Source organism: Roseococcus thiosulfatophilus, assembly GCF_017311575.1.
Classification (GTDB): Bacteria; Pseudomonadota; Alphaproteobacteria; order Acetobacterales; family Acetobacteraceae; genus Roseococcus; species Roseococcus thiosulfatophilus.
In genome coordinates this window covers 82,405-102,304 of sequence record NZ_JAFFQY010000007.1, presented here as the reverse complement: position 1 = coordinate 102,304, position 19,900 = coordinate 82,405, and the positions used below count along the sequence as shown (strand labels likewise).

17 protein-coding genes are annotated in these 19,900 nt (G+C 70.2%); all 17 read right to left on the bottom strand.

Features of this window, described 5'->3' with window-relative positions:
- Window positions 1–234: 234 nt before the first annotated feature.
- A complete protein-coding gene (locus tag JTN19_RS04715; RefSeq protein WP_206930754.1) occupies window positions 235–1,257 on the bottom strand; it encodes a phytoene/squalene synthase family protein in 1,023 nt (340 codons plus the stop codon).
- Entirely contained in the window at window positions 1,257–2,165 is a 909-nt protein-coding gene (bchO, locus tag JTN19_RS04710; RefSeq protein ID WP_206930753.1) for an alpha/beta fold hydrolase BchO, read from the bottom strand. Before bchO ends, JTN19_RS04715 begins: the two co-directional genes overlap by 1 nt.
- 37 nt (window positions 2,166–2,202) lie before the next feature.
- On the bottom strand, window positions 2,203–3,879 hold the full coding sequence (locus tag JTN19_RS04705; RefSeq protein ID WP_206930752.1) for a magnesium chelatase subunit D: 1,677 nt from the start codon (window positions 3,877–3,879) through the stop codon (window positions 2,203–2,205).
- Window positions 3,876–4,946 (bottom strand): magnesium chelatase ATPase subunit I, encoded by a 1,071-nt coding sequence (gene bchI, locus JTN19_RS04700; RefSeq protein WP_206930751.1) that lies wholly within the window; start codon window positions 4,944–4,946, stop codon window positions 3,876–3,878. The genes JTN19_RS04705 and bchI overlap by 4 nt, the downstream gene beginning before the upstream one ends.
- Window positions 4,947–4,948: 2 nt before the next feature.
- Window positions 4,949–6,160 carry a 5-aminolevulinate synthase gene (gene hemA / locus JTN19_RS04695; protein WP_206930750.1) on the bottom strand — a complete coding sequence of 404 codons (1,212 nt, stop codon included), beginning with the start codon at window positions 6,158–6,160 and terminating at the stop codon, window positions 4,949–4,951.
- Between the two features lie 23 nt (window positions 6,161–6,183).
- Entirely contained in the window at window positions 6,184–6,999 is an 816-nt protein-coding gene (gene puhE, locus JTN19_RS04690; protein ID WP_206930749.1) for a putative photosynthetic complex assembly protein PuhE, read from the bottom strand.
- Between the two features lie 16 nt (window positions 7,000–7,015).
- Window positions 7,016–8,089: a magnesium-protoporphyrin IX monomethyl ester (oxidative) cyclase gene (gene acsF, locus JTN19_RS04685; protein ID WP_206930748.1), complete on the bottom strand. Its 1,074-nt coding sequence runs from the start codon at window positions 8,087–8,089 to the stop codon at window positions 7,016–7,018.
- Window positions 8,086–8,409, bottom strand: coding sequence for a hypothetical protein (locus tag JTN19_RS04680; protein WP_184383207.1), 324 nt, complete (start codon window positions 8,407–8,409; stop codon window positions 8,086–8,088). Before JTN19_RS04680 ends, acsF begins: the two co-directional genes overlap by 4 nt.
- Entirely contained in the window at window positions 8,406–8,852 is a 447-nt protein-coding gene (puhC, locus tag JTN19_RS04675; RefSeq protein ID WP_206930747.1) for a photosynthetic complex assembly protein PuhC, read from the bottom strand. The genes JTN19_RS04680 and puhC overlap by 4 nt, the downstream gene beginning before the upstream one ends.
- 1 nt (window position 8,853) lies before the next feature.
- The gene (gene puhB / locus JTN19_RS04670; RefSeq protein WP_206930746.1) at window positions 8,854–9,504 is read right to left on the bottom strand and encodes a photosynthetic complex putative assembly protein PuhB; all 651 of its coding nucleotides are present in this window, start codon (window positions 9,502–9,504) and stop codon (window positions 8,854–8,856) included.
- Between the two features lie 151 nt (window positions 9,505–9,655).
- Complete coding sequence (gene puhA, locus JTN19_RS04665) at window positions 9,656–10,438, bottom strand: photosynthetic reaction center subunit H (RefSeq protein ID WP_206930745.1); 783 nt, start codon at window positions 10,436–10,438, stop codon at window positions 9,656–9,658.
- 19 nt (window positions 10,439–10,457) lie between these two features.
- On the bottom strand, window positions 10,458–11,894 hold the full coding sequence (locus tag JTN19_RS04660; RefSeq protein ID WP_206930744.1) for a PucC family protein: 1,437 nt from the start codon (window positions 11,892–11,894) through the stop codon (window positions 10,458–10,460).
- A complete protein-coding gene (gene bchM, locus JTN19_RS04655; protein ID WP_206930743.1) occupies window positions 11,891–12,589 on the bottom strand; it encodes a magnesium protoporphyrin IX methyltransferase in 699 nt (232 codons plus the stop codon). Before bchM ends, JTN19_RS04660 begins: the two co-directional genes overlap by 4 nt.
- Window positions 12,589–13,503 (bottom strand): ferredoxin:protochlorophyllide reductase (ATP-dependent) iron-sulfur ATP-binding protein, encoded by a 915-nt coding sequence (gene bchL, locus JTN19_RS04650; protein WP_206930742.1) that lies wholly within the window; start codon window positions 13,501–13,503, stop codon window positions 12,589–12,591. Before bchL ends, bchM begins: the two co-directional genes overlap by 1 nt.
- Window positions 13,500–17,051, bottom strand: coding sequence for a magnesium chelatase subunit H (locus JTN19_RS04645; protein WP_242530867.1), 3,552 nt, complete (start codon window positions 17,049–17,051; stop codon window positions 13,500–13,502). Before JTN19_RS04645 ends, bchL begins: the two co-directional genes overlap by 4 nt.
- 25 nt (window positions 17,052–17,076) lie before the next feature.
- Window positions 17,077–18,630, bottom strand: coding sequence for a ferredoxin:protochlorophyllide reductase (ATP-dependent) subunit B (gene bchB / locus JTN19_RS04640; RefSeq protein ID WP_206930740.1), 1,554 nt, complete (start codon window positions 18,628–18,630; stop codon window positions 17,077–17,079).
- Window positions 18,631–18,634: 4 nt separating this feature from the next.
- A complete protein-coding gene (locus tag JTN19_RS04635) occupies window positions 18,635–19,897 on the bottom strand; it encodes a ferredoxin:protochlorophyllide reductase (ATP-dependent) subunit N (protein ID WP_206930739.1) in 1,263 nt (420 codons plus the stop codon).
- Window positions 19,898–19,900 lie beyond the last annotated feature (3 nt).

Below are 19,900 nucleotides of genomic sequence, written 5' to 3'. Positions count from 1 at the left end.
AGGTTGTTCGTCATGGCGTCAATGAAGGTCAGGTCGGTGTAGCCATCCGCCTTCAGGTAGCCCGCGAGATAGGCGACCCAGGCCGGCGGCCAGTTGCCCGCGATCTCCGCACCGCCCGAATGGTAGTTGGGGTGAACCAGCACGATGCGCATCGCGACACCTCCATTGACGATGGAGGCAGGCTAGGCGCGGGCTTGCGGCGGCAACCTTGATGTGCCGCAAGCCGCGTGCGCGCTATTGCGGCAGGCGGCCCCGGGTCTGGAGGTCCGCGAACAGCTCGATTGCCCAGCCGATGCGCTCGTCCAGGCTGCGTGCCGCGACGGCCATGGGCGCCGGCGTCACCGCATTCACCAGGAAGGCATTGGCGGCCAGTGGCGGCTCCGCACCGCCTTCGACGCGCGCCAGGCTGGGCAGGCGCGCGCGCGCCACCAGCGCCAGCTTGCGCGAGGAGGAGACCACGGCGCGGCGCGAGACGCTGTCGAAGCCGTGGCGCGTCACCTCCGCGCCGATCTCGGCATAGAGGCGGTGCGCGGCGCGGATCGCGGGCCGGCAGTCGCGCGGCAGCATGGCGATGCCGGCTTCCGCGCGGGCGTAGAGGCGCTGCGCCTCGGCCAGCAGCCGCGCCACCACGATGCCGATGGCGGGCGAGAATTCCGGATGCGCCAGGAAGTCGCGTGGCGACACCCCCGCCTCGCGCAGCCAGGCGCAGGGCAAGTAGAGGCGGCCGGCCCGCGCATCCTCGCCCACGTCGCGCGCGATGTTCGTCAACTGCATCGCGGCCCCGAGATCCGTCGCGCGGGCCAAAGCCGCATGGCTGCGCACGCCCATGATGAGGGTCATCATCGCCCCCACCGTGCCAGCCACGCGCGCGGCATAGCCGTGCAAGGCCTCGATGTCCGGATAGTGGCGGCCCTCGGCGTCCCAGGCGAAGCCTTCCAGCAGCGCGTCGGGCAGGGTGCGCGGGATGTCGTGCAGGCGCACGGCGGCGGCGAAGGCACGGTCGGCCGGGTGGTCCTCGGGCAGGCCGTCATAGGCCGCGTCGAGCCGCCGGCGCATGAGGGCGAGGCCCGCGCGCGGGTCGGCGGCGTTGTCCACCGCATCGTCGCCCAGGCGGCAGAAGGCGTAGAGGGCGGTGGCGCTGTCGCGCACCCGCCGCGGCAGCAGCAGCGAGGCGGCGTGGAAGCTCTTGGAGCCTACGCGCAACAGGTCGCGGCACGCTTCAAGGTCCTCGGACGCAAGGCGGGGTTCGGCGTCCATCACACGGTCTCCAGGATGCGACGCGCGACGAGGCCAGGTGCCTCCTCATGCGCGAGATGGCCAAGGCCCGGCAGCGCATCGATTCGGGCCGCGGGCAACAACGCCTGCAGGCGGCGCGCCTCGGTGGGGCGGATGGTGCGGTCCTGCTTGCCCACGATCAGCGTCAGCGGTGTGGCCAGCCGCGGCAGGTCACGCGCCAGGCCCGGCAGGTCCCAGGCCGCCATCATGCCGAGGGTGGCGGCGACGTGCTCGGGCCGGCGGAAGAGGCGGGCATAGAGGTCCACGCCCTCGGCCGGCAGGACGGAGCCCGTGTCCCGCAGCAGCCGTTCCACCGTCGCGCGTTCCCGCGCCTGGCGGGCGGCGAGGCGTGCCACGCCGGGCAGGTTCACCATCAGCCGCGCCATGGGGCCGAAGACCATGCCCGCCACGCCGCCCAGCGGCAGCAGCGCGCCGTTGATGGAGATGAGATGCGCGGGTGCCACCGCGCCATCCAGGCAAAGCCGCGCCCCCAGCGCAGCGCCCGCCGAATGCCCGATGATCAGCTCCGGCCGCACCTCCAGCACACGCAGCAGCGCGGTGATGCCCATGGCCATGCCGGCCAGCGAAAGCCCCCCCGCTGGCGGCATCGCGGAAAACCCCTGCCCTGGCAGGTCCGGCATGATGATGGTGTAGCGCCGGGCCAGCAGCGGGCCGAGGTCGCGCCAGGAATGGGTGGAGGCGCCGGTGCCGTGCAGCAGCAGCGCCACGGGCGCATCAGGCCGCGGGCTGTCCAGCACCTGCACATGCCAGCGCAGCCCGCCCGCCAGCACGAAGCGGCTGGCGGCGCGGTGCGGCCAGTCGGCCGTGGACAGCCAATCGGCCGCGGCGGGGACGATGGCCCGTTCGGGGAGGAGGAGGGTGGCGCTCATCCCGCCTCCGATCGCTGGAGGAGTGAAGCGGTCGCGCTCATGCCGCCATCACCTGTCGCACCGCGCCCGCGAGAACCTCCGCCCTGGCCTGGGGCAGCACCAGCGCGCGCCCGCCGGCCTCGGCGGCCAGGGTGGTGGCGAAGGGCTGCGGGCGGGGGGCGGTGTCCACGATCAGCACGGCGTGGCCCTCGGCGCGCAGCAGCTTCGCCACCGCCAGCGCATCGGCCTCGGCGGCGGCGCGGCCGCTGCTGCCGTCGCGCGCCATGTTCGCGCGGCCATCGGTCAGCGCCACGATCAGCGGCGTGCGGCCGGCGCGCTTCTCCAGCCGCGCCATCGCCAGCGCGGCATCAAGCCCCGATGCGAGCGGCGAGGCCCCTCCCCCCGGCAGTCCCGCCAGGGCACGCTTGGCGCGCACCAGGGAATGCGTGGGCGCCAGCAGCATTTCGGCGGCGGCGCCCCGAAAGGCGATGACGCCCACCCGGTCCCGACGCGCATAGCATTCGGCCAGCAGCATCTCGACCGCGCCCTTGGCCTCGGCCAGGCGGTGCAGCGCGGCCGAGCCCGAGGCATCCACCACGAAGATCGCCGTGCTCTCGCTGTGCTCGCGGAAGCGACGGATGCGGAAATCCTCGCGGCGCACGGCCACGCGCGCGCGCGGCGGCGCGGGGCGCAGCCGCTGCCACGGCGCGGCGGCGCGCAGGGTGTCCAGCAGCGCGATGCGGGCCCCGTTGCGCGGCTCGCCCGGACGGCTGCCAACAGGGCGGCCGCGCTTCAGCGAAATGCGCTCCGCCCCCGTGCGGCCGGAGGACGGTGCCCGCAGGCGCAGCGTGGCGGCGGCCAGGCTGGCCAGGAGTTGCGCGGGCAGCGGCACCTCGCGCGCCTCCTGCACCAGATCCTCCATCTGGCCCCGCTGGGCCGGGTCGGTGGCGTCGTCGGGGCGTTGGGCGTCCGGCTCCTCAGGTGGCGGCGGTGGCGCTTCCTGTTCCGGTGGCAATTCAGGAAGGACCGTGGCGCGGGGGCCCAGCACGAGGCGCACGGCCAGCGCCGCGTCATCCGCGCTCGGGGCGTCGCGGCCACCCAACGCCGCCGCGGCGCGGGCCGCGCGCAGGGCAAGCGCGGGCGCGCGCAAGGAAAGGATGCCCGCCGCCATGGCGGTGGCGAGGATGGCCTCGATGATGGGCTCCGGGCTGTCCACGCCCGGCAGGCGGGCCCGCGCGGCGGCGATGGCGCCCGCGTCATGCGGTGCGGGGGCCGGTGGTTCGGCCAAATCGGGGCAGAAGGCCAGCCGGTCCAGCAGGGCGGGCGGCGGGGCCTCGTCCTCATCGAGCCCCTCGTCCAGGGCCAGCATGGCGTAGCCGTGGCGCTCCTGGCCGGCGTTGAGGCGGGCGGCGGTGGGGCGGGTCAGGCGCTCGGCCATGGGCATGACCAGCACGCCGTCGGCACTCGCTTCCAGCAGGCCCGCGCGCTGCACAGGCCGGCCGGTGGCCAGCGTGGCCGTCAGGTCCAGCCCACCCAGCAGCGCGTCATCCGCCACACCGGGCGGCAGGCGGCGCAGCGCGGTGCCGGAGGGCAGGAGGGACTGCAGAAGACCGAGCCAGCGGTCGCGCTCCACGCCCGGACGCGCCCGCAACACGGCACCGCCCAGGCCAGCCGGATCCACCGCGAGCAGGCAGGCCGCGAGCGCGGCATCCTCGCGCGGTGAGCTGGGGGTCACGGCCCGATGACCTCCTCGACGGCACGGGCCACGCGGGTGGTGGCGACCGAATCATCGAGGGGGTTGCGGCGCAGCCTGTGCCGCAGCGCCAGTGGTGCGAGGCGGCGCAGGTGGTCCAGCGTCACCTCGCCCGCGCCTTCATAGGCGGCCAAGGCTCGCGCCACGCGGATCAGCGTGAGTTCCCCGCGCAGCCCATCCGTGCCCGCCGTCATGCACAGGCGCGCGGCGTGTTCCAGCATGGTGTCGGGCACGGCCACATGCGGCAATGCCGCACGCGCGGCCAGGATGCGGGCGCGCAGCGTGGCTTCCTCGGGCGCGAAGCGGGCGCAGAAGCCGGCCGAGTCACGCTCGAAGGCGTCGCGACGCTTGATGACCTCCATGCGCGTGGGCAGGTCGGTGGGTGTCGTCACCTCGACCGAGAGGCCGAAGCGGTCCAGCAATTGCGGGCGAAGCTCGCCCTCCTCCGGGTTGCCGCTGCCGACCAGCACGAAGCGCGCGGGATGACGCACCGACAGGCCGTCGCGTTCCACCACGTTCTCGCCCGAGGCGGCGACGTCCAGCAGCAGGTCCACCAGGTGGTCCTCCAGCAGGTTCACCTCGTCGATGTAGAGGAAGCCGCGGTGCGCTCGGGCCAGCAGGCCGGGCTCGAAGGCCTTCTCACCCTGGGTCAGCGCCCGTTCGAGATCGAGGGCGCCCACCACCCGGTCCTCGGTGGCGCCGAGCGGCAGGTCCACCACGGGCACGGGCACGGTCGCACGGGGCGCGCGGGGCTGCTGGCAGGCCTCGCACATCTGCGCGGGCTTGCCCGGCGCGCAGTTGAAGCGGCAGCCGCGAATGGCCTTCATGGGCGGCAGCAGGGCAGCCAGCGCGCGGATGGCCGTGGACTTGCCCGTGCCGCGATCCCCCAGCGCCAGCACGCCGCCAATGGCCGGGTCCACCGCGCAGAGGACCAGGGAGAGCGTCATCTCTCCCTGCCCCACCATCGCGGTGAAGGGAAAGACCGGCCGCGGCTTCGGCGCCTTGGGGCGGCGCGCCTTCGGCGTCAGGCGGTGCGCCAGCCCATCCATGTTCAGGCGCGCCGCTGGATCTGGAATTCCGTCCAGACCTCGTCCAGCGCCAGCATCAGGTGGTCAATGTCCGCATCGGTGTGGGCGGGCGAGGGCGTGAAGCGCAGACGCTCCGTCCCGCGCGGCACCGTCGGGTAGTTGATGGGCTGCACATAGACGGAATACCGCTCCAGCAGCAGGTCGCTGATCTCCTTGCAGAGCACGGCATTGCCGACCATCACGGGCACGATGTGGCTCGGGTTGCGGAGGTGCGGGATGGAGAGGCCATCCAGCCGGCTGCGCACCGTGGCAACACGTTCGTGCATCCGCTCCCGCTCTTCCGCACTTTCCTTCAGGTGCCGGATGCTGGCGGTGGCGCCGGCGGCGACGGCCGGCGGCAGCGCGGTCGAGAAGATGAAGCCCGAGGCGAAGCTGCGCACGAAATCCACCATGGCGGCGGAGCCCGCGATGTAGCCGCCGATCACGCCATAGGCCTTGGCCAGCGTGCCCTCGATGACGGTCAGGCGGTGCGCCACGCCATCACGCTCGCTGATGCCGCCGCCGCGGGGGCCGTAGAGGCCCACCGCATGCACCTCGTCCAGGTAGGTCATGGCGCCGAACTCGTCGGCCAGGTCGCAGATGGAAGCGATGGGGGCGACATCGCCATCCATCGAATAGACGCTCTCGAAGGCAATCAGCTTGGGGGTGTCGGCCGGGAGCGCCGCGAGCTTGGCGCGCAGGTCGGCCAGGTCGTTGTGCTTCCACACGATGCACTGCGCGCGGGAGTGGCGGATGCCCTCGATCATGGAGGCGTGGTTCAGCTCATCGGACAGCACCACGCAGCCGGGCAGCTTGGCCGCGAGGGTGGAGAGCGTGGCCCAGTTGGACATGTAGCCGGAGTTGAACAGCAGGGCCGCTTCCTTGCCGTGCAGGTCGGCCAGCTCCTTTTCCAGCAGCACATGGTAATGGTTGGTGCCGCCGATGTTGCGCGTGCCGCCCGCCCCTGCCCCGGCGCGGTCGATGGCCGTGTGCATCGCCTCCAGCACCTTGGGGTTCTGGCCCATGCCGAGGTAGTCGTTGGAGCACCACACCGTCACCTCGGCCGTGCCGCCCGGGCGGTGATGCACCGCGCGCGGGAAGGAGCCCGCCCGGCGTTCGAGGTCGGCGAAGACGCGGTAGCGGCCCTCGCGGCGCAGACCGTCGAGTTGCTTCCGGAACAGGGCCTCGTAGTTCATGGCGACAACCTTTCCTTCTTCGTTCATGGCCGCAGCGGCAGGGAGGCGGGCTCATTGCGCTGCGGGCGCAACGGGGCCGGTTGGGGGGTGGAGGCGGGGCGCCCCCAGGTCCAGAGGCCGTCCAGCGGCAGCGGCAGCACCAGGAACCAATGTTCGATCACGGCCAGCGCCAGCAAGGCCGCCAGCAGCGTATAGGCCGTGAGGGCGTAGGGGTCATCGGTCTGGACGGCGGCCAGGGCCAGCAGCACCGCCACCACCGTCCCGCCCGTCACCGAGAAGGGGAACAGCCAGTTCATCGGCCGGCGGCGGAAATAGCTGGCCAGGTGCGCGAGGTGCGGCGGCAGCATGGCCTCGCCCAGGTTCCGGGCGCCCAGGAAGATGTTGATCTTGGCCGATTGCCGCATCACCCAAAGTGCCAGATAGGTCCAGAGCGCCATCTGGTTCGGCGCGTCCCACAGCAGGGCCAGCAGCACGAGTCCGAGCGCCAGCATGGCCAATTCATTGTGGATGATGGCCGATAGCGCAGCGCGGAAACGCGGGAACCCCTCCGTCCCCTCGGGCAGCGGCGCACGGTTGGGGCCGGTGACGACGCCGGTGAGGAAGGCGATTTCCTGCCAGGCCCAGACCAGCACCCCGCAGGCGAAGCCCGCATAGGCGCTGGCCATGGTGGTGCGTTCGGACAGCGTCACGACGCAAAGCAGCGCGGCCCCCAGCATGAGGGTCGCCCCCCACATGGTGCGCCGGTAGGTGTGGCGCGGCAGCTGGTCGAGCATGAACACGAGCGCCGTGCCAAACCACCACACGAACACCGCGAACAGGCAGGGCCAGACGTATTCCACCGCGCGTCCCCTTCCCTCAGTAGGCCGGGCTCAGCCGGATTTCGGCCGGCAGGGGCGCACGTCGGCCAGGCATGGCCAGCAGGCGCAGGAAGGTCGCACCGGCGGCCGCACTCAGCGCCGCGCGCTTCGTGGCCGCCCAGGCGCCCTTCTGCGCGCGCAGTTGCCCGAGTTGGTCCGAGATGCGGAACAGCCGGTCCAGCCCCGCCTTGAAGGCGGGCGTGTCCCAGGCGAGCGTGATGGGAAAGACCTGCTTGCAGATCTCGGTCGTCTTGTCGAACACCTGCATGTCGTATTCGGTGGGCGTCATGCCCAGCGCCTCATGGAAGGCCGGGCGGGCGTGGTCGCGCACATACATGGTGGCGAAGACGGCCAGCTGGAAGAACTTCGCCCAATAGGCGTTGATGCCCGTCAGCAGGGAGGGGTTCGCGCGCATCAGCAGGGCGAAGGCCTCGCCGTGGCGGAACTCGTCATTGCACCACTTCTCGAACCAGTTGAAGATCGGGTGGAAGCGGCGCTCCGGATGCTTCTCGAACTGGCGGAAGATCGTGATGTAGCGGGCGTAGCCGATCTTCTCGGACAGATAGGTCGCGTAGAAGATGAACTTCGGCCGGAAGTAATGATACTTCTTTGCCTTGGTCAGGAAGCCCAGGTCCACGCCGACGCCGATATCCTTGAGGCTGTCATTGATGAAGCCCGCGTGGCGCGCCTCATCGCGGCTCATCACCGCGAACAGCTCCTTGATGTCGGGGTTCTTGATGCGCTTCTTGATCTCGGCATAGAGCACGCAGCCCGAGAATTCGGCGGTCACGGAACTCACCAGGAATTCCACCACCTCCTTCTGCAGCGGCTCGGGCAGATCCTCCAGGCGGAACTGGTCGAACTGCTCGTTGCGGACGAAATGGCCCTTGTTGGGGTCGGCGCGGAACTCGTCCATCAGCTTGTCCCACTCCGGGCGGATGGAGCTGACATCCAGCGCGTCCATCGCCGCGAAGTCGGTGGTGTAGAAGCGGGGCGAGAGCACCGTCTCGGTGCTGGCCATGCGCGTGGTCTCGTTCAGCACGCGCGGGGTGGACCCGGTCACGGCGTTCATGCGCCATACTCCTTGGGCTCGAAGCCGCAATGATACAGCTCGGCCAACTCGGCGAAGGCCGCAACCTCGGTCCAGAGCTGGGTGAAGGGGCCCGCGCGATAGACGGTCGCCGTGGTCTCATAGGTGGTGGCCGTGCCGAACTCCGGAAGGCCGGGGGGGTTGTTCACCACCACCCTGTCGCCGGGGCGCAGCGTGATGCCCTCGGGCACCGCATGCGCGTGCAGGCTGTCGAAACTCTGCTCGATCTCCACCGTGCAGGGCACGGTGATGACGCGCGGCCCGGACAGGCTCTCCCAGAAAGCCCCCAACGCCTTCTTCATTGTGTCTCTCCTTGGGCTGTCAGCAGCCGGGCGAAGATCCCGGCATTGGTCTGGCCGAAGGCCGTCAGGTCCACGCGCCGCCCGGTGGCGACATCATCCAAGGTCAACTGGCCATCCCGCCAGGCGGACACCCGGAAGGGCATTTCCTGCCCTTGTTCTTCCTGCCGACGCTCCCGCGCCAATGCCCGGAGCGTACCACGGACGAAGCCGCCCTCCGCCACAGGAAACCGCGCCAGCACCGCCTGATTCGCCGCGTCGCGAATGACAACGGAGCCATCCGGACCATCCTCGAAACGGACCATGCGTTCTCGCAGCGGTGTTTCGTTCGGTCGGGTAATGAGCGCGCGGTTCTGCTGCGGCCCCACCAATGCGAGCGTCCCCGCGATCATCGCCCCACAGACCAGCAGCGGCAGGACATGACGGCGGTCCATCATCCGGTCCATGTCAGGCCACCGCCTCATCCGGCAGGCGCACGGGGCGGCGGGCCGGCTCGGCCGCCACGGCCGGCGCCGCCATCTGCGCCGAGGCCGCCAGCATGCGCGAGAGCACCTGCGACGCCCCGGCACTCACCGGCAGGCCGCGCAGCATGGGTTCGGGCCGACCCATCCGCCAGGGGCGCAGATGCGGCCAGAGCGCCACCATGGAGACCCGGTGTTCCGGCAGCAGCGCCAGCACGATGTCCTCCGTGCCATCGGCATGCCGCCGCACGGAGGCCGACTGCACCGCGCTGAAGGGGATGTTGATGGTCATCGGCAGGGCCACGCCGACGCGCAGCACGACGCGCCGGTTGGTGATGGTGTAGAGCGTGGCGCGCGCCGCCGCCCGGCCGATGAAGGCCAGGATGACGAGGCAGAGGCTCGCCAGCACCACCGACATGGACGGCCCGGCCAGCGCCGCCAACAGTGAGCCGCCGGCCATCACGGATTCCACCAGGTGCCAGGCCACCAGCGCCAGGAAGTAGAAGCCAAGTCCCTTGAGGTGCATGGCACGCCGCGCGAAGGGCCACCAGGCAGGGGAGCCCTGCCAGACGATGCCCTCGCCGGCGGGAAGGCGTTCGGGCAGGCCAGGCACGGGTTCGATCTCGTGCTCGGGCATCCCTGGAATATGCTGGTCTTTCATCGAAGCCTTCCTCCGGCCTGGTGGCTTGGACAATGTTGGAGGGTTTCAGGGGACGGCCACCTTGATGCGGCGCAACCCCTGCCCCTCGGTAGAACCGGCGCGCCGGCAGCGCGCCGGGGTGGGGCCCTCAGATCCAGGGCTCGCTGCGCTCGCGCTTGGCATAGAACTGCCCGCCGGCGCAGTAGGCCGCCACCTTGTCCTCCTCGAGGAGGGTGATGGTGTCCGGGTTCTTCAGCGTCGGCGCGGTCTTGAAATGCTCGGCCAGCAGGGAGCGCACGCGGATCACGTTGCGGGCCGAGTTGATGGTCATCATCGGCACCGGGATCATGACGCGGCGGAAGCCCATCTCGGTCGCGACCTCGACCTCGAGGAAGCGGAAGATGGCCTCGGACTTGTCGTACCAGATGTCCACGCAGATGCCCGCAGGCTGCCAGTCGGCGTCCACCACCGTCATCCCGCGGGGGTCGGGATCCTCGGGGTCGATCGCCACGTCGGTGGCGACCCGCAGCGGCACGATCTTGGGCAGGCTCTCGTCGAAGGTGAGGTCTGGCACGTCGGCGCGGAGCGCATAGGCCGCGGGGCCCACGCCGTCGATCATCGGATTGCCGGTGGGCACGAGCGGGGCGCCCGGCGTCGGATCGGCCCAGACAGCCGCGATGGGCGGCTGCGGGTCGCCGTCATTGCGCGGCGCCTGCGCCGTGCCGCCATGGGCCAGCTTGAAGATCTTGGGCGTCGGCACGCCTGGGAAGCCCTGGGGGCGGTCATTCGGCTTGCCCGGCGTGACGAGCGGATAGCCCTCGCGCTTGCTCTCCCGATTCAGGTAGAGGATCAGCCCCAGGAAGAAGACCCAGAAGCCATAGAGCGCGGCCGTGACAAGGTCGAAGCCCGCGAAATATGAGCCAGGTTGCATGGCACTCTCTCCTTTCGCCCTAATGGGCGGTCTGCGGTGCTGCGGCACCGCGCGGTTCTGCAAGGGAGTCCGGGACGAGCGAGCCCCGGACGAGCGGGCCGATCGCGATGATTCCCGCGAAGAGCACGACGATCTCGATGAGGTAGACGGTGCAATAGCCCACCGCCGGGCCGGTCAGGGCCGGGCCGAGCGCACCCGCCTGGGCGAGATGGCTGACCACGTCGCGCACCACGCCGCCCAGCGCGATGGCGATGCCCGCGCTTGTCGCCTGCGCCGCGCCCCAGATGCCCAGCGTCAGGCCGATCTTGTCGGGCGGTGCCGCCTGCATGCAGCTGGTCAATGTGCCATGGGCGAAGAGCCCGCCGCCGAAGCCGATCAGCAGGGAGCCGAGCGCGAACATCAGAGGGCTGTCGAAGGGGGCGGCCAGCATCACGCAGGCGAAGGCCAGCGTGCCCCACCCCATGCCATAGCCGGCGATGCGGTTGGCGCAGGCGCCGCGGCCGATCCAGCCCGAGGCCAGCATGAAGCCGTTCACGCCGCCAAAGGCGAAGAGGGCCGTCAGCAGCGTGGTGGTACCGACCTCAAGCCCCAGGATCTCGCCGCCATAGGGCTCCAGCAGCACGTCCTGCATGGCGAAGCCGAAGGTGCCGAGGCTGATGGCCACGATGCGTCGCGTCCAGGGGCCGGTGGACTTCAGCTCGCGCCACGCCTGGCGGAAGCTCGGGTCCTGCGGCAAGGCCGCGGAGCGCGCGGGGTCGCGCACCTCCTGCTTCCAGATGGCCACGAAGTTCAGGATCATGGTGGCGCCAGCCACGCCCTGGATGACCTGGATCAGCTTGATCTGGCTGAACGGCGTCAGCAGCAGGCCAAAGAGCAGCGCACTGCCCAGCATGCCCAGCAGCAGCATGACGGACATCAGCGCCACCACCTTGGGCTGCTTCTCGCGCGGCGAGATGTCGGTGGCGAGTGCCAGGCCCACCGTCTGCGTCATATGCATCCCCGCGCCCACCAGCAGGAAGCAGATGGCGGCGGAAAGCTGGCCCGCGATGGGCGGTGCCCAGGTGTCTCCGGACAAGATCAGCAGGGCGAAGGGCATCATCGCGAAGCCGCTGAACTGGAAGATCGTGCCGAACCAGAGATAGGGCACGCGCCGCCAGCCCAGCACGGATTTGTGGTTGTCCGAGCGGAAGCCGATCAACGCGCGCAGGGGCGCGAAAACGAGCGGCAGGGCAACCATCACGGCCACCAGGCCGGCCGGCACGCCCAGCTCCACGATCATCACGCGGTTCAGCGTGCCGATCAGCAGCACCGCCGCCATGCCCACGGAGATCTGAAACAGGGACAGGCGCAGCAACCGGCTCAGCGGCACATCAGCCGAGGCCGCGTCCGCGAAGGGCAGCATGGACGGGCTGATCTTCATCCATTGCCGCGCCAGGCTGAAGCCCTGCGTGCTCATCGCCGCACCCATTCATAGGCGTGGGAGGTGTAGAAGCCGCTCTTGATGCGGCGGTGGCGACCTGGCGCGAAATCCGCGAGGCGCGGGTCCGCCGCGATCAGGCGGCGCAGCTTGGCCTCCGCCAGCGGCTCGATGAAGGGCGCGCGGTCGCTGCGGGGGAACATGCGGCCGACCGCGTGCATGACGGAGAGCAAGGGCGTCTGTGGCGCCACCGTGAAGATGAGCGAACGCCGGCAGCGCGGCGCCACCCGCGCCAGCGCGTCCACGATGTCGGCCGGCTTGTAGTGGATCAGGCTGTCCATCGCCACGATGTGGTCGAAGTGGCCCAAGGTCTCGTCCAGCATGTCGCCCACGCGGAAGTCGGGCTGGTTGCCGCCCAGATGCGCGGCGCGGTCGCGCGCGTGTTCGATCAGCGTGCCGGCCAGGTCCACGGCCACCACCTTCGCGCCGCGGCGGGCGGCCTCGTTGGCCAGCGCGCCCGTGCCGCAGCCGGCATCGAGCAGGCGCAATCCCGCCATTTCATCGGGCAGCCAGGAGAGCAGCGTCTCGCGCATCGCGTTGCGGCCCGCGCGCACCGTCGCGCGGATGCCGCTGACAGGCGCTTCCGAGGTCAGCCGCGCCCAGTTCTCGGAGGCGGTGCGGTCGAAATAGGTTTCGAGCTCGCCCCGTCGGGAGGTGTAGGTGCCGCTGTGCATCAGTCGTAGCCCAGCAGGTCGAAGATGTCGCGGTCCTTCAGCGCCTCGGCCTCCACGGGCTCCACCCCGGCCCAGAGGCTGGCGGCGATGCGGAGGTATTCCTGCTGCACGGCCTCGATTTCTGGCGTCGCGTCCATCTCGAACAGCGTCTGCTTCTTGAGACGCGAGCGGCGGATGGCATCAAGGTCCGGGAAATGCCCCAGCAGCTTCATCCCCGTGCGCTCATTGTAGCGCTCGATCTGATCGGTGGCTGCGCTGCGGTTGGCGATGACGCCACCGAGCCGCACGCCGTAATTCTTCGACTTCGCATGGATGGCGGCCACGATGCGGTTCATGGCGAAGATGCTGTCGAAATCATTGGCGGCCACGATCACACCGCGGTCGGCGTGCAGCAGGGGGGCGGCAAAGCCACCGCACACCACATCGCCCAGCACGTCGAAGATCACCACATCGGTGTCTTCCAGCAGGTGGTGTTCCTTCAGCAGCTTCACCGTCTGACCGACGACATAGCCGCCGCAGCCCGTGCCGGCCGGTGGGCCGCCTGCTTCGACGCACATCACGCCCGCATAGCCCTGCACCACGAAATCCTCGGGGCGGAGTTCCTCAGCGTGGAAGTCCACGCCCTCCAGCACGTCGATCACGGTCGGGATCATGCACTTGGTCAGCGTGAAGGTGCTGTCATGCTTGGGGTCACAGCCGATCTGCAGCACGCGCTTGCCGAGCTTGGCGAAGGCGACCGAGAGGTTGGAGCTGGTCGTGCTCTTGCCGATACCCCCCTTGCCATAGACGGCGAAGACCTTCGCGGTCTCGATCTTCGCGACCTGGTCCATGTGGACCTGCACGCTGCCCGAGCCGTCCCCGACCTTTTCGCGGTTCGAACCACGGATGAGTTCCGTGCGGATGATCTTGTTCATGCGGCCATCTCCGGCGTGATGCCCTCGAGGCGGTCCTCGAGTTCCTCTCCCGCGCGCCGCAGCGCCTCGAGCGTGGCCTCGTCCGGCGCCCAGTAGCTGCGCTCGGTGGCCTCGATCAGGCGGTTCGCGATCTTCACGGAAGCCGTGGGGTTGAGTGCTGCGAGGCGCGCGCGCATCTCGGGGTCGAGCATGTAGGTCTGCGCCAGGTGCTGGTAGACCCAGGGCGCCACCTGGCCCGTCGTCGCGGACCAGCCCATGGTGTTGGTGACGTGCTCCTCGATCTGGCGCACGCCCTCATAGCCATGGGTCAGCATCGCCTCGAACCATTTCGGGTTCAGGGCGCGGGTGCGGCTCTCCAGCGTGACCTGCTCGGCCAGGGTGCGGATCTTGCCCGCGCCGCGCGTCTGGTCGCCGATGTAGACGGCCGTGTCGCGCCCACCGCGCGCGCGCCGCGCGGCGCGGCTGATGCCGCCCAGGCTGTCGAAGTAGTGGCTGATGGTGGTGATGCCGCTCTCGACGCTGTCGAGGTTCTGATAGGCGCATTCCACCGTGCCGAGCAGATGCGCCATGGTCGCCTCCTGGCGGCGGGGGTGCCCGTCCACGCCATAGGCGAAGCCCTTGCGCTTCATGTAGGTGTCGGCGAGTTCGTCCTCGTCCTGCCAGGCGCCGTTGTCCACGGTGAGGTTGACGTTCGCGCCATAGGTGCCCTCGGCATTGCCGAAGACGCGCAGCGCCGCGTCCTCCAGGGAAACACCCTTCTCCGCCATCAGCGCCAGCGCGTGCTTGCGGATGAAGTTCAGCTCCGTGGGTTCCTCGGCGCCGGCGGCGAGGAAGGCGGCCTCGGCCAGCAGCTTGGTCTGCATGGGCAACAGGTCGCGGAAGATGCCCGAGAGGCTGATCATCACATCCACCCGCGGCCGCCCCAGCCGCTCCAGCGGCACGAGCTGCGCGCCACAGACGCGGCCATAGCCATCGAGCCGCGGCTCGGCGCCCATCAGCCACAGCGCCTGAGCGAGCGGCCCACCCTCGGTCTTGAGGTTGTCCGTGCCCCAGAGAACGACGGCGATGGTCTCAGGCAGCGCGCCGCTGGCCTCCACATGGCGCGCCAGCAGGCGTTCGGCCTGGCGCGCGCCATCCTCCACGGCAAAGGCGGAGGGGATGCGGAAGGGGTCGAAGCCATGGATGTTGCGGCCGGTGGGCAGCACGTCGGTGGTCCGCAGCAGGTCGCCCCCCGGCGCGGGGCGGACATAGCCGCCATCGAGCGCGTGCAGGATGGCCGGGATTTCGTGGTCCTCGCCCAGCAGGGCGCCAAGGCGCGCGCGCTCGGTCGCATCCGTCACACCCGCGGCGTCCAGCAATTCCTCGCGCTGGGCGGGCGTGTGGACCACGCCCAGGCTGTGCAGCCCGTGCGGGATCAACGTGTATTCCAACTCCAGCAGGTCGTTCGCCAGCTTGTGCAGCCGGGCCAGGATGCCCTCCAGCTCCCATTGGGGTTCGGCCTCGGCCAGGTCCACCGCGGCGGCCTGGGCCTGGAGCATGGCCAGCATGTCCGTTGCATCACCGCTTTCGGGATCGAGTGCCCGCCAGCGGTCGAGGCTGGCCTTCAGGTCCAGCAGCCCACGATACAGCCCGGCATGGGCCACGGGCGGCGTGAGGTAGCTGATCAGCGTGGCATTCGCGCGCCGCTTGGCCAGCATGCCCTCGGAAGGGTTGTTGGAGGCGTAGAGGTAGAAATTGGGCAGGTCGCCGATCAGCCGGTCCGGCCAGCAATCCTTGGACATGCCGGCCTGCTTGCCTGGCATGAACTCCAGCGCGCCATGGGTGCCGAAATGCAGCACGGCATCGGCGGTGAACTCCTCGCGCAGCCAGCGATAGAAGGCGGCGAAGGCGTGGGTGGGGGCGAAGCCCTGCTCGAAGAGCAGGCGCATCGGGTCGCCCTCATAGCCGAAGCCGGGCTGCACACCCACGAAGACATTGCCGAAGCGCTCGCCCAGGATGTGCAGCGTGGCGCCGTCGGTCTGCTGGCGGCCAGGGGCCGGGCCCCATTGCCGCTCGATCTCCGCGAGCCATGGCTGGCGGCGCACATGCTCGTCCACCGGCATGCGGGCCGCGACATTGGCGAGTGCCCCGAAGCGTTCTCGGTTGCCATCCAGGATGCGTTCGCGCAGCGCATCGGCGCTGGCGGGCAGGTCCACGCTGTAGCCCTCGGCCTTCATGGCGCGCAGCGTGGCGAAGATGCTGTCGAACACCGCGAGGTAGGCGGCCGTGCCTGTATTCCCCGCATTGGGCGGGAAGTTGAAGATGACGAGGCCCACGCGCCGCTCGGCCCGCGCCTTGCGCCGCAGCGCCACCATCCGCGCCACGCGCTGCGCCAGCGTCACGGCGCGTTCGTGGTGCGGCACCATGTTGCCCTTGCAGCGGATGCCGTCGCAGCCCGGGCAGCGCTGCTTGAGGTCATCCGTGCCGCAGCGCCCGCCGAAGGTCATGGGCATGATGGCGCCGTCGAGCTCAGGGATGGCCACCATCATCGTGGCCTCCACCGGCGTCAGTCCGCGATGGTCGGCCTGCCAGTCCACGATGGTCTGGAACTCGAGGGGGTGCGCCGCGATGTAGGGCACATCCAGCCTGGCCAGCATCTCCTCGGCCGCGCGGGCGTCGTTGTAGGCGGGACCGCCCACCAGCGAGAAGCCGGTCAGCGACACCACGGCATCCACGATGGGCCTGCCATCCTGCAGGAAGAAGCGCTCGATGGCAGGGCGCTGGTCAAGGCCGGCGGCGAAGGCCGGGATCACCGAGAGGCCGCGCGCCTCCAGCGCCTCGATCACGCCGCGGTAATGCCCCGCATTGTCCGCCAGAACATAGGAGCGCAGCAACAGCACGCCCACCCGGCCCTGCGCACCCGCGCGCGGCAGTTGCGCCACATGCTCCGCGATCCGGCCCGGCAGGCCCGGATGGTAGAGCCCCACATCGGGATACTCGATGGGCGCGCCCACCTGCAGCTTCGCCTGGCCGCCATAGCGCTGCACCAGCATCCGCGCCAGGTTCGCGATGTTCTCGGCCGAGCCCGCCAGCCAGTACTGCAGGGCCAGCATGTAGATCCGCACATCTTGCGCCGTGCCGGGAATCCAGCGCAGCAGCTTGGGCAGCATGGCCAGCGTCTTCATCTGGCCACGGCCCGAGGTGTTCTTGCCCTTCGAACCGCGCAGCTTCTTCAGCAGCGCCATGGCGCCGCGGGCCTCGGTGGACATGTCGAATTTGCCCAGCCGCGTCAGCTTCACGATCTCGCCGGCGGAAAGCAGGCAGACGGTGGCCATCGCCGCCTCGCGCCGCGCCGCGATGGCGTCATGGACAGCCCGCACATGCTCATCGAGGAAGAGCATGCCGGCCACCAGGATGTCGGCGCGGGCGATATCGGCGCGGCAGGCGGCCAGCGCCACCGGGTCGCTGCCCCACTCATCGGCCGAGTGGACGATCAGCCGGACCCCCGGGCAATCCCGCAGCAGCATCTCGCGCGCGCGGTCCACCGCCTGGCCGAGATGGCTGTCCATCGTCACGAAGACGAGATGGAGGGGGCTACCGCGAGTAATGAGCTTTTGCGTCATACAGGGTCTCGACGGTGATGGTGGCGACGCCGCGTTCCCGGGCGAAGGCTTCCGTGTTCCGACGGGCTTTGCCCCGGACGAAGAAGGGGATCTTTTTCAGCTCGGCCTCGGCGTCCGCGCCCCAGCGCGGCTCGACGGGCACGTCCAGCACGGCGGCGGCAACGGGCTGCACGGCCATGGCCTCGACCAGCGGCGGCGCCTCGCGCACCGGTGCCGCCTTGTGGCCGAGATGCGATGGCGCCTGGTCGTTGAACTCGAAGTCCTCGCGGAACATCCCGATCAGGTGTTCCTCGAGGCCCATCATCAGCGGATGAACCCAGGTGTCGAACAGCACGTTCGCCCCCTCGAACCCCATCTGCGGCGAATGGCGCGCGGGGAAGTCCTGGACATGCACGGGTGCCGAAATCACGGCGCAGGCCACGCCCAGCCGCTTGGCCGTGTGGCGCTCCATCTGCGTGCCGAGAACCAGCTCAGGATGGGCGTCGGCGATGGCCTGTTCCACCGCCAGGTAGTCATCGGTGATGAGCGCCTCGAGGCCCAAAGCCTTCGCGGCCTCCCGCACCTCGCGCGCCTGTTCGCGCGAATAGGTGCCGAGGCCGACCACCTCGAAGCCCAGTTCCTCGCGCGCCACACGGGCGGCGGCGACGGCATGCGTCGCATCGCCGAAGATGAAGACGCGCTTGCCGGTGAGGTAGGTGCTGTCCACGCTGCGCGAATACCAGGGCAGCCGGCTTTCCTCGGCAGCGAGCATGGCTGTGGCATCCACGCCCGCCAGCGCGGCCACCTCCGCGATGAAGTCGCGCGTGGCGCCCACACCGATGGGCACGGTCCTGGTGAAGGGCTGGCCCAGGTTGCGCTGCATCCAGGACGCCGCGACGCCCGCCGTCTCCGGGTAGAGCACCACGTTGAAACTGGCCTCGCCCAGCCGCGTGAGATCGGCTGGCGTGGAGCCCATCGGCGCCACCACATTGACCGTGATGCCGAGCCGCGCGAGCAGTCCGCACACCTCCTTCACGTCGTCGCGGTGACGAAAGCCCAGCGCCGTCGGGCCGAGCACGTTGCAGGTGGCTGGGCGCTGCTCCGCCTTCACCGCGAAGCGCCGCACCAACTGATAAAAAGTCTCGGCCGCGCCCCAATTCTCCTTCTTGGAGTAGGAGGGCAACTCCACCGGCACCACCGGGACATCCAGCCCCGCCGTCGCCGCGAGCCCGCCCGGGTCGTCCTGGATGAGTTCCGCCGTGCAGGAGGCGCCGACGATGAAGGCCTGCGGCTTGAAGCGCTCGGCCGCGTCCAGCAGGGCGCGCTTGAACAGCTCCGCCGTGTCGCCGCCCAGGTCCCGTGCCTGGAAGGTGGTGTAGGTGACGGGTGGGCGCTTGGAGCGCCGCTCGATCATGGTGAACAGCAGGTCCGCATAGGTGTCGCCCTGGGGCGCGTGCAGGACGTAGTGCAGCCCCTCCATGCCGGTGGCGACACGCATCGCCCCCACATGCGGCGGGCCTTCATAGGTCCAGAGCGTGAGCTGCATGGCCTCAGACCCTCAGCATGTCGCGGCGCGCGAAGGGGCGCGCGAAGAGGCTGGCGAGGTCCGCCGCCTGGTCGTAGCCCTGCACCGGGGTGAAGACGAGCTCGATGGACCACTTGGTCGTGATGCCCTGCGCCTCCAGCGGATTGGCGAGGCCAAGCCCGCACACCACCAGGTCCGGCCGTGCCTCCAGGCAGCGGTCGAGCTGGCGTTCCACATCCTGCCCTTCCGACAGCATGGCCGCGGCGGGCAGCAGCGGCATCTCGGCCGCCAGATGCGCGCGGTGCAGGTAGGGCGTGCCGATCTCGACCGCTTCCATCCCGCATTCGCGCGTGAGGAAGCGCGCCATCGGCACCTCCAGCTGCGAGTCGGGGAAGAAGAAGATGCGCTTGCCGGCCAGCCGCGCGCGGGGGCCTTCCAGCGCCGCACGGGCGCGGGCCTCAGCGGCGGCGGTGGCTTCGGCGAAGCGGCCGGCGCCCACGCCCATCGCCTCGGCGCCGGCGCGAAGGAAGTCGGTGGTGCCCTCGGCACCCAGCGGGAACAGGGCCGGGAGGTGGCGCGCGCCGCGCGCATCCAGCAGCCGCGCCGTCTCGGCCAGGAAGGGTTGCGCCAGGAGGTAGCGCGTACCCTGCCCCACGGCCGGCATGTCACCGGCGCGGCGGGCGGGCAGGAAGGCGATATTGGTGATGCCCATGGCGGCATAGAGGCGGCGCCACTGGTCCTCCACCACCTCGGCCAGCGCGCCCACGATGACGAGCTGCGCGGCATCGGTGGAGGGAAGCTCGGGCACCAGTGCCGCGAGGCAGGCATCCTCGCCCTGGGTGAAGGTGGTCTCGATGCCGCTGCCCGAGTAGTTCAGCACCCGCACACCGTTGAAGCGACGATCCAGGCGCTGCGCCGCACGGTGCAGGTCAAGCTTGATGACCTCCGACGGGCAGGAGCCCACCAGGAACAGGAGCTTGATGTCCGGCCGGCGCTCCAGCAGGCGCGTCACGTTGCGGTCAAGTTCCTCCTGCGCGTCGGCCAGGCCCGCGAGGTCGCGCTCATCCAGGATGGCGGTGGCGAAGCGCGGCTCGGCGAAGATCATGACGCCGGCGGCCGATTGCAGCAGGTGCGCGCAGGTGCGGCTGCCCACCACCAGGAAGAAGGCATCCTGGATCTTGCGGTGCATCCAGACGATGCCGGTCAGGCCGCAGAACACCTCGCGCTGGCCCCGTTCGCGCAGGATGGGGCGGGTGTCGCAGCCGCTCGCGGGGACGTGGTCCAGCATGGT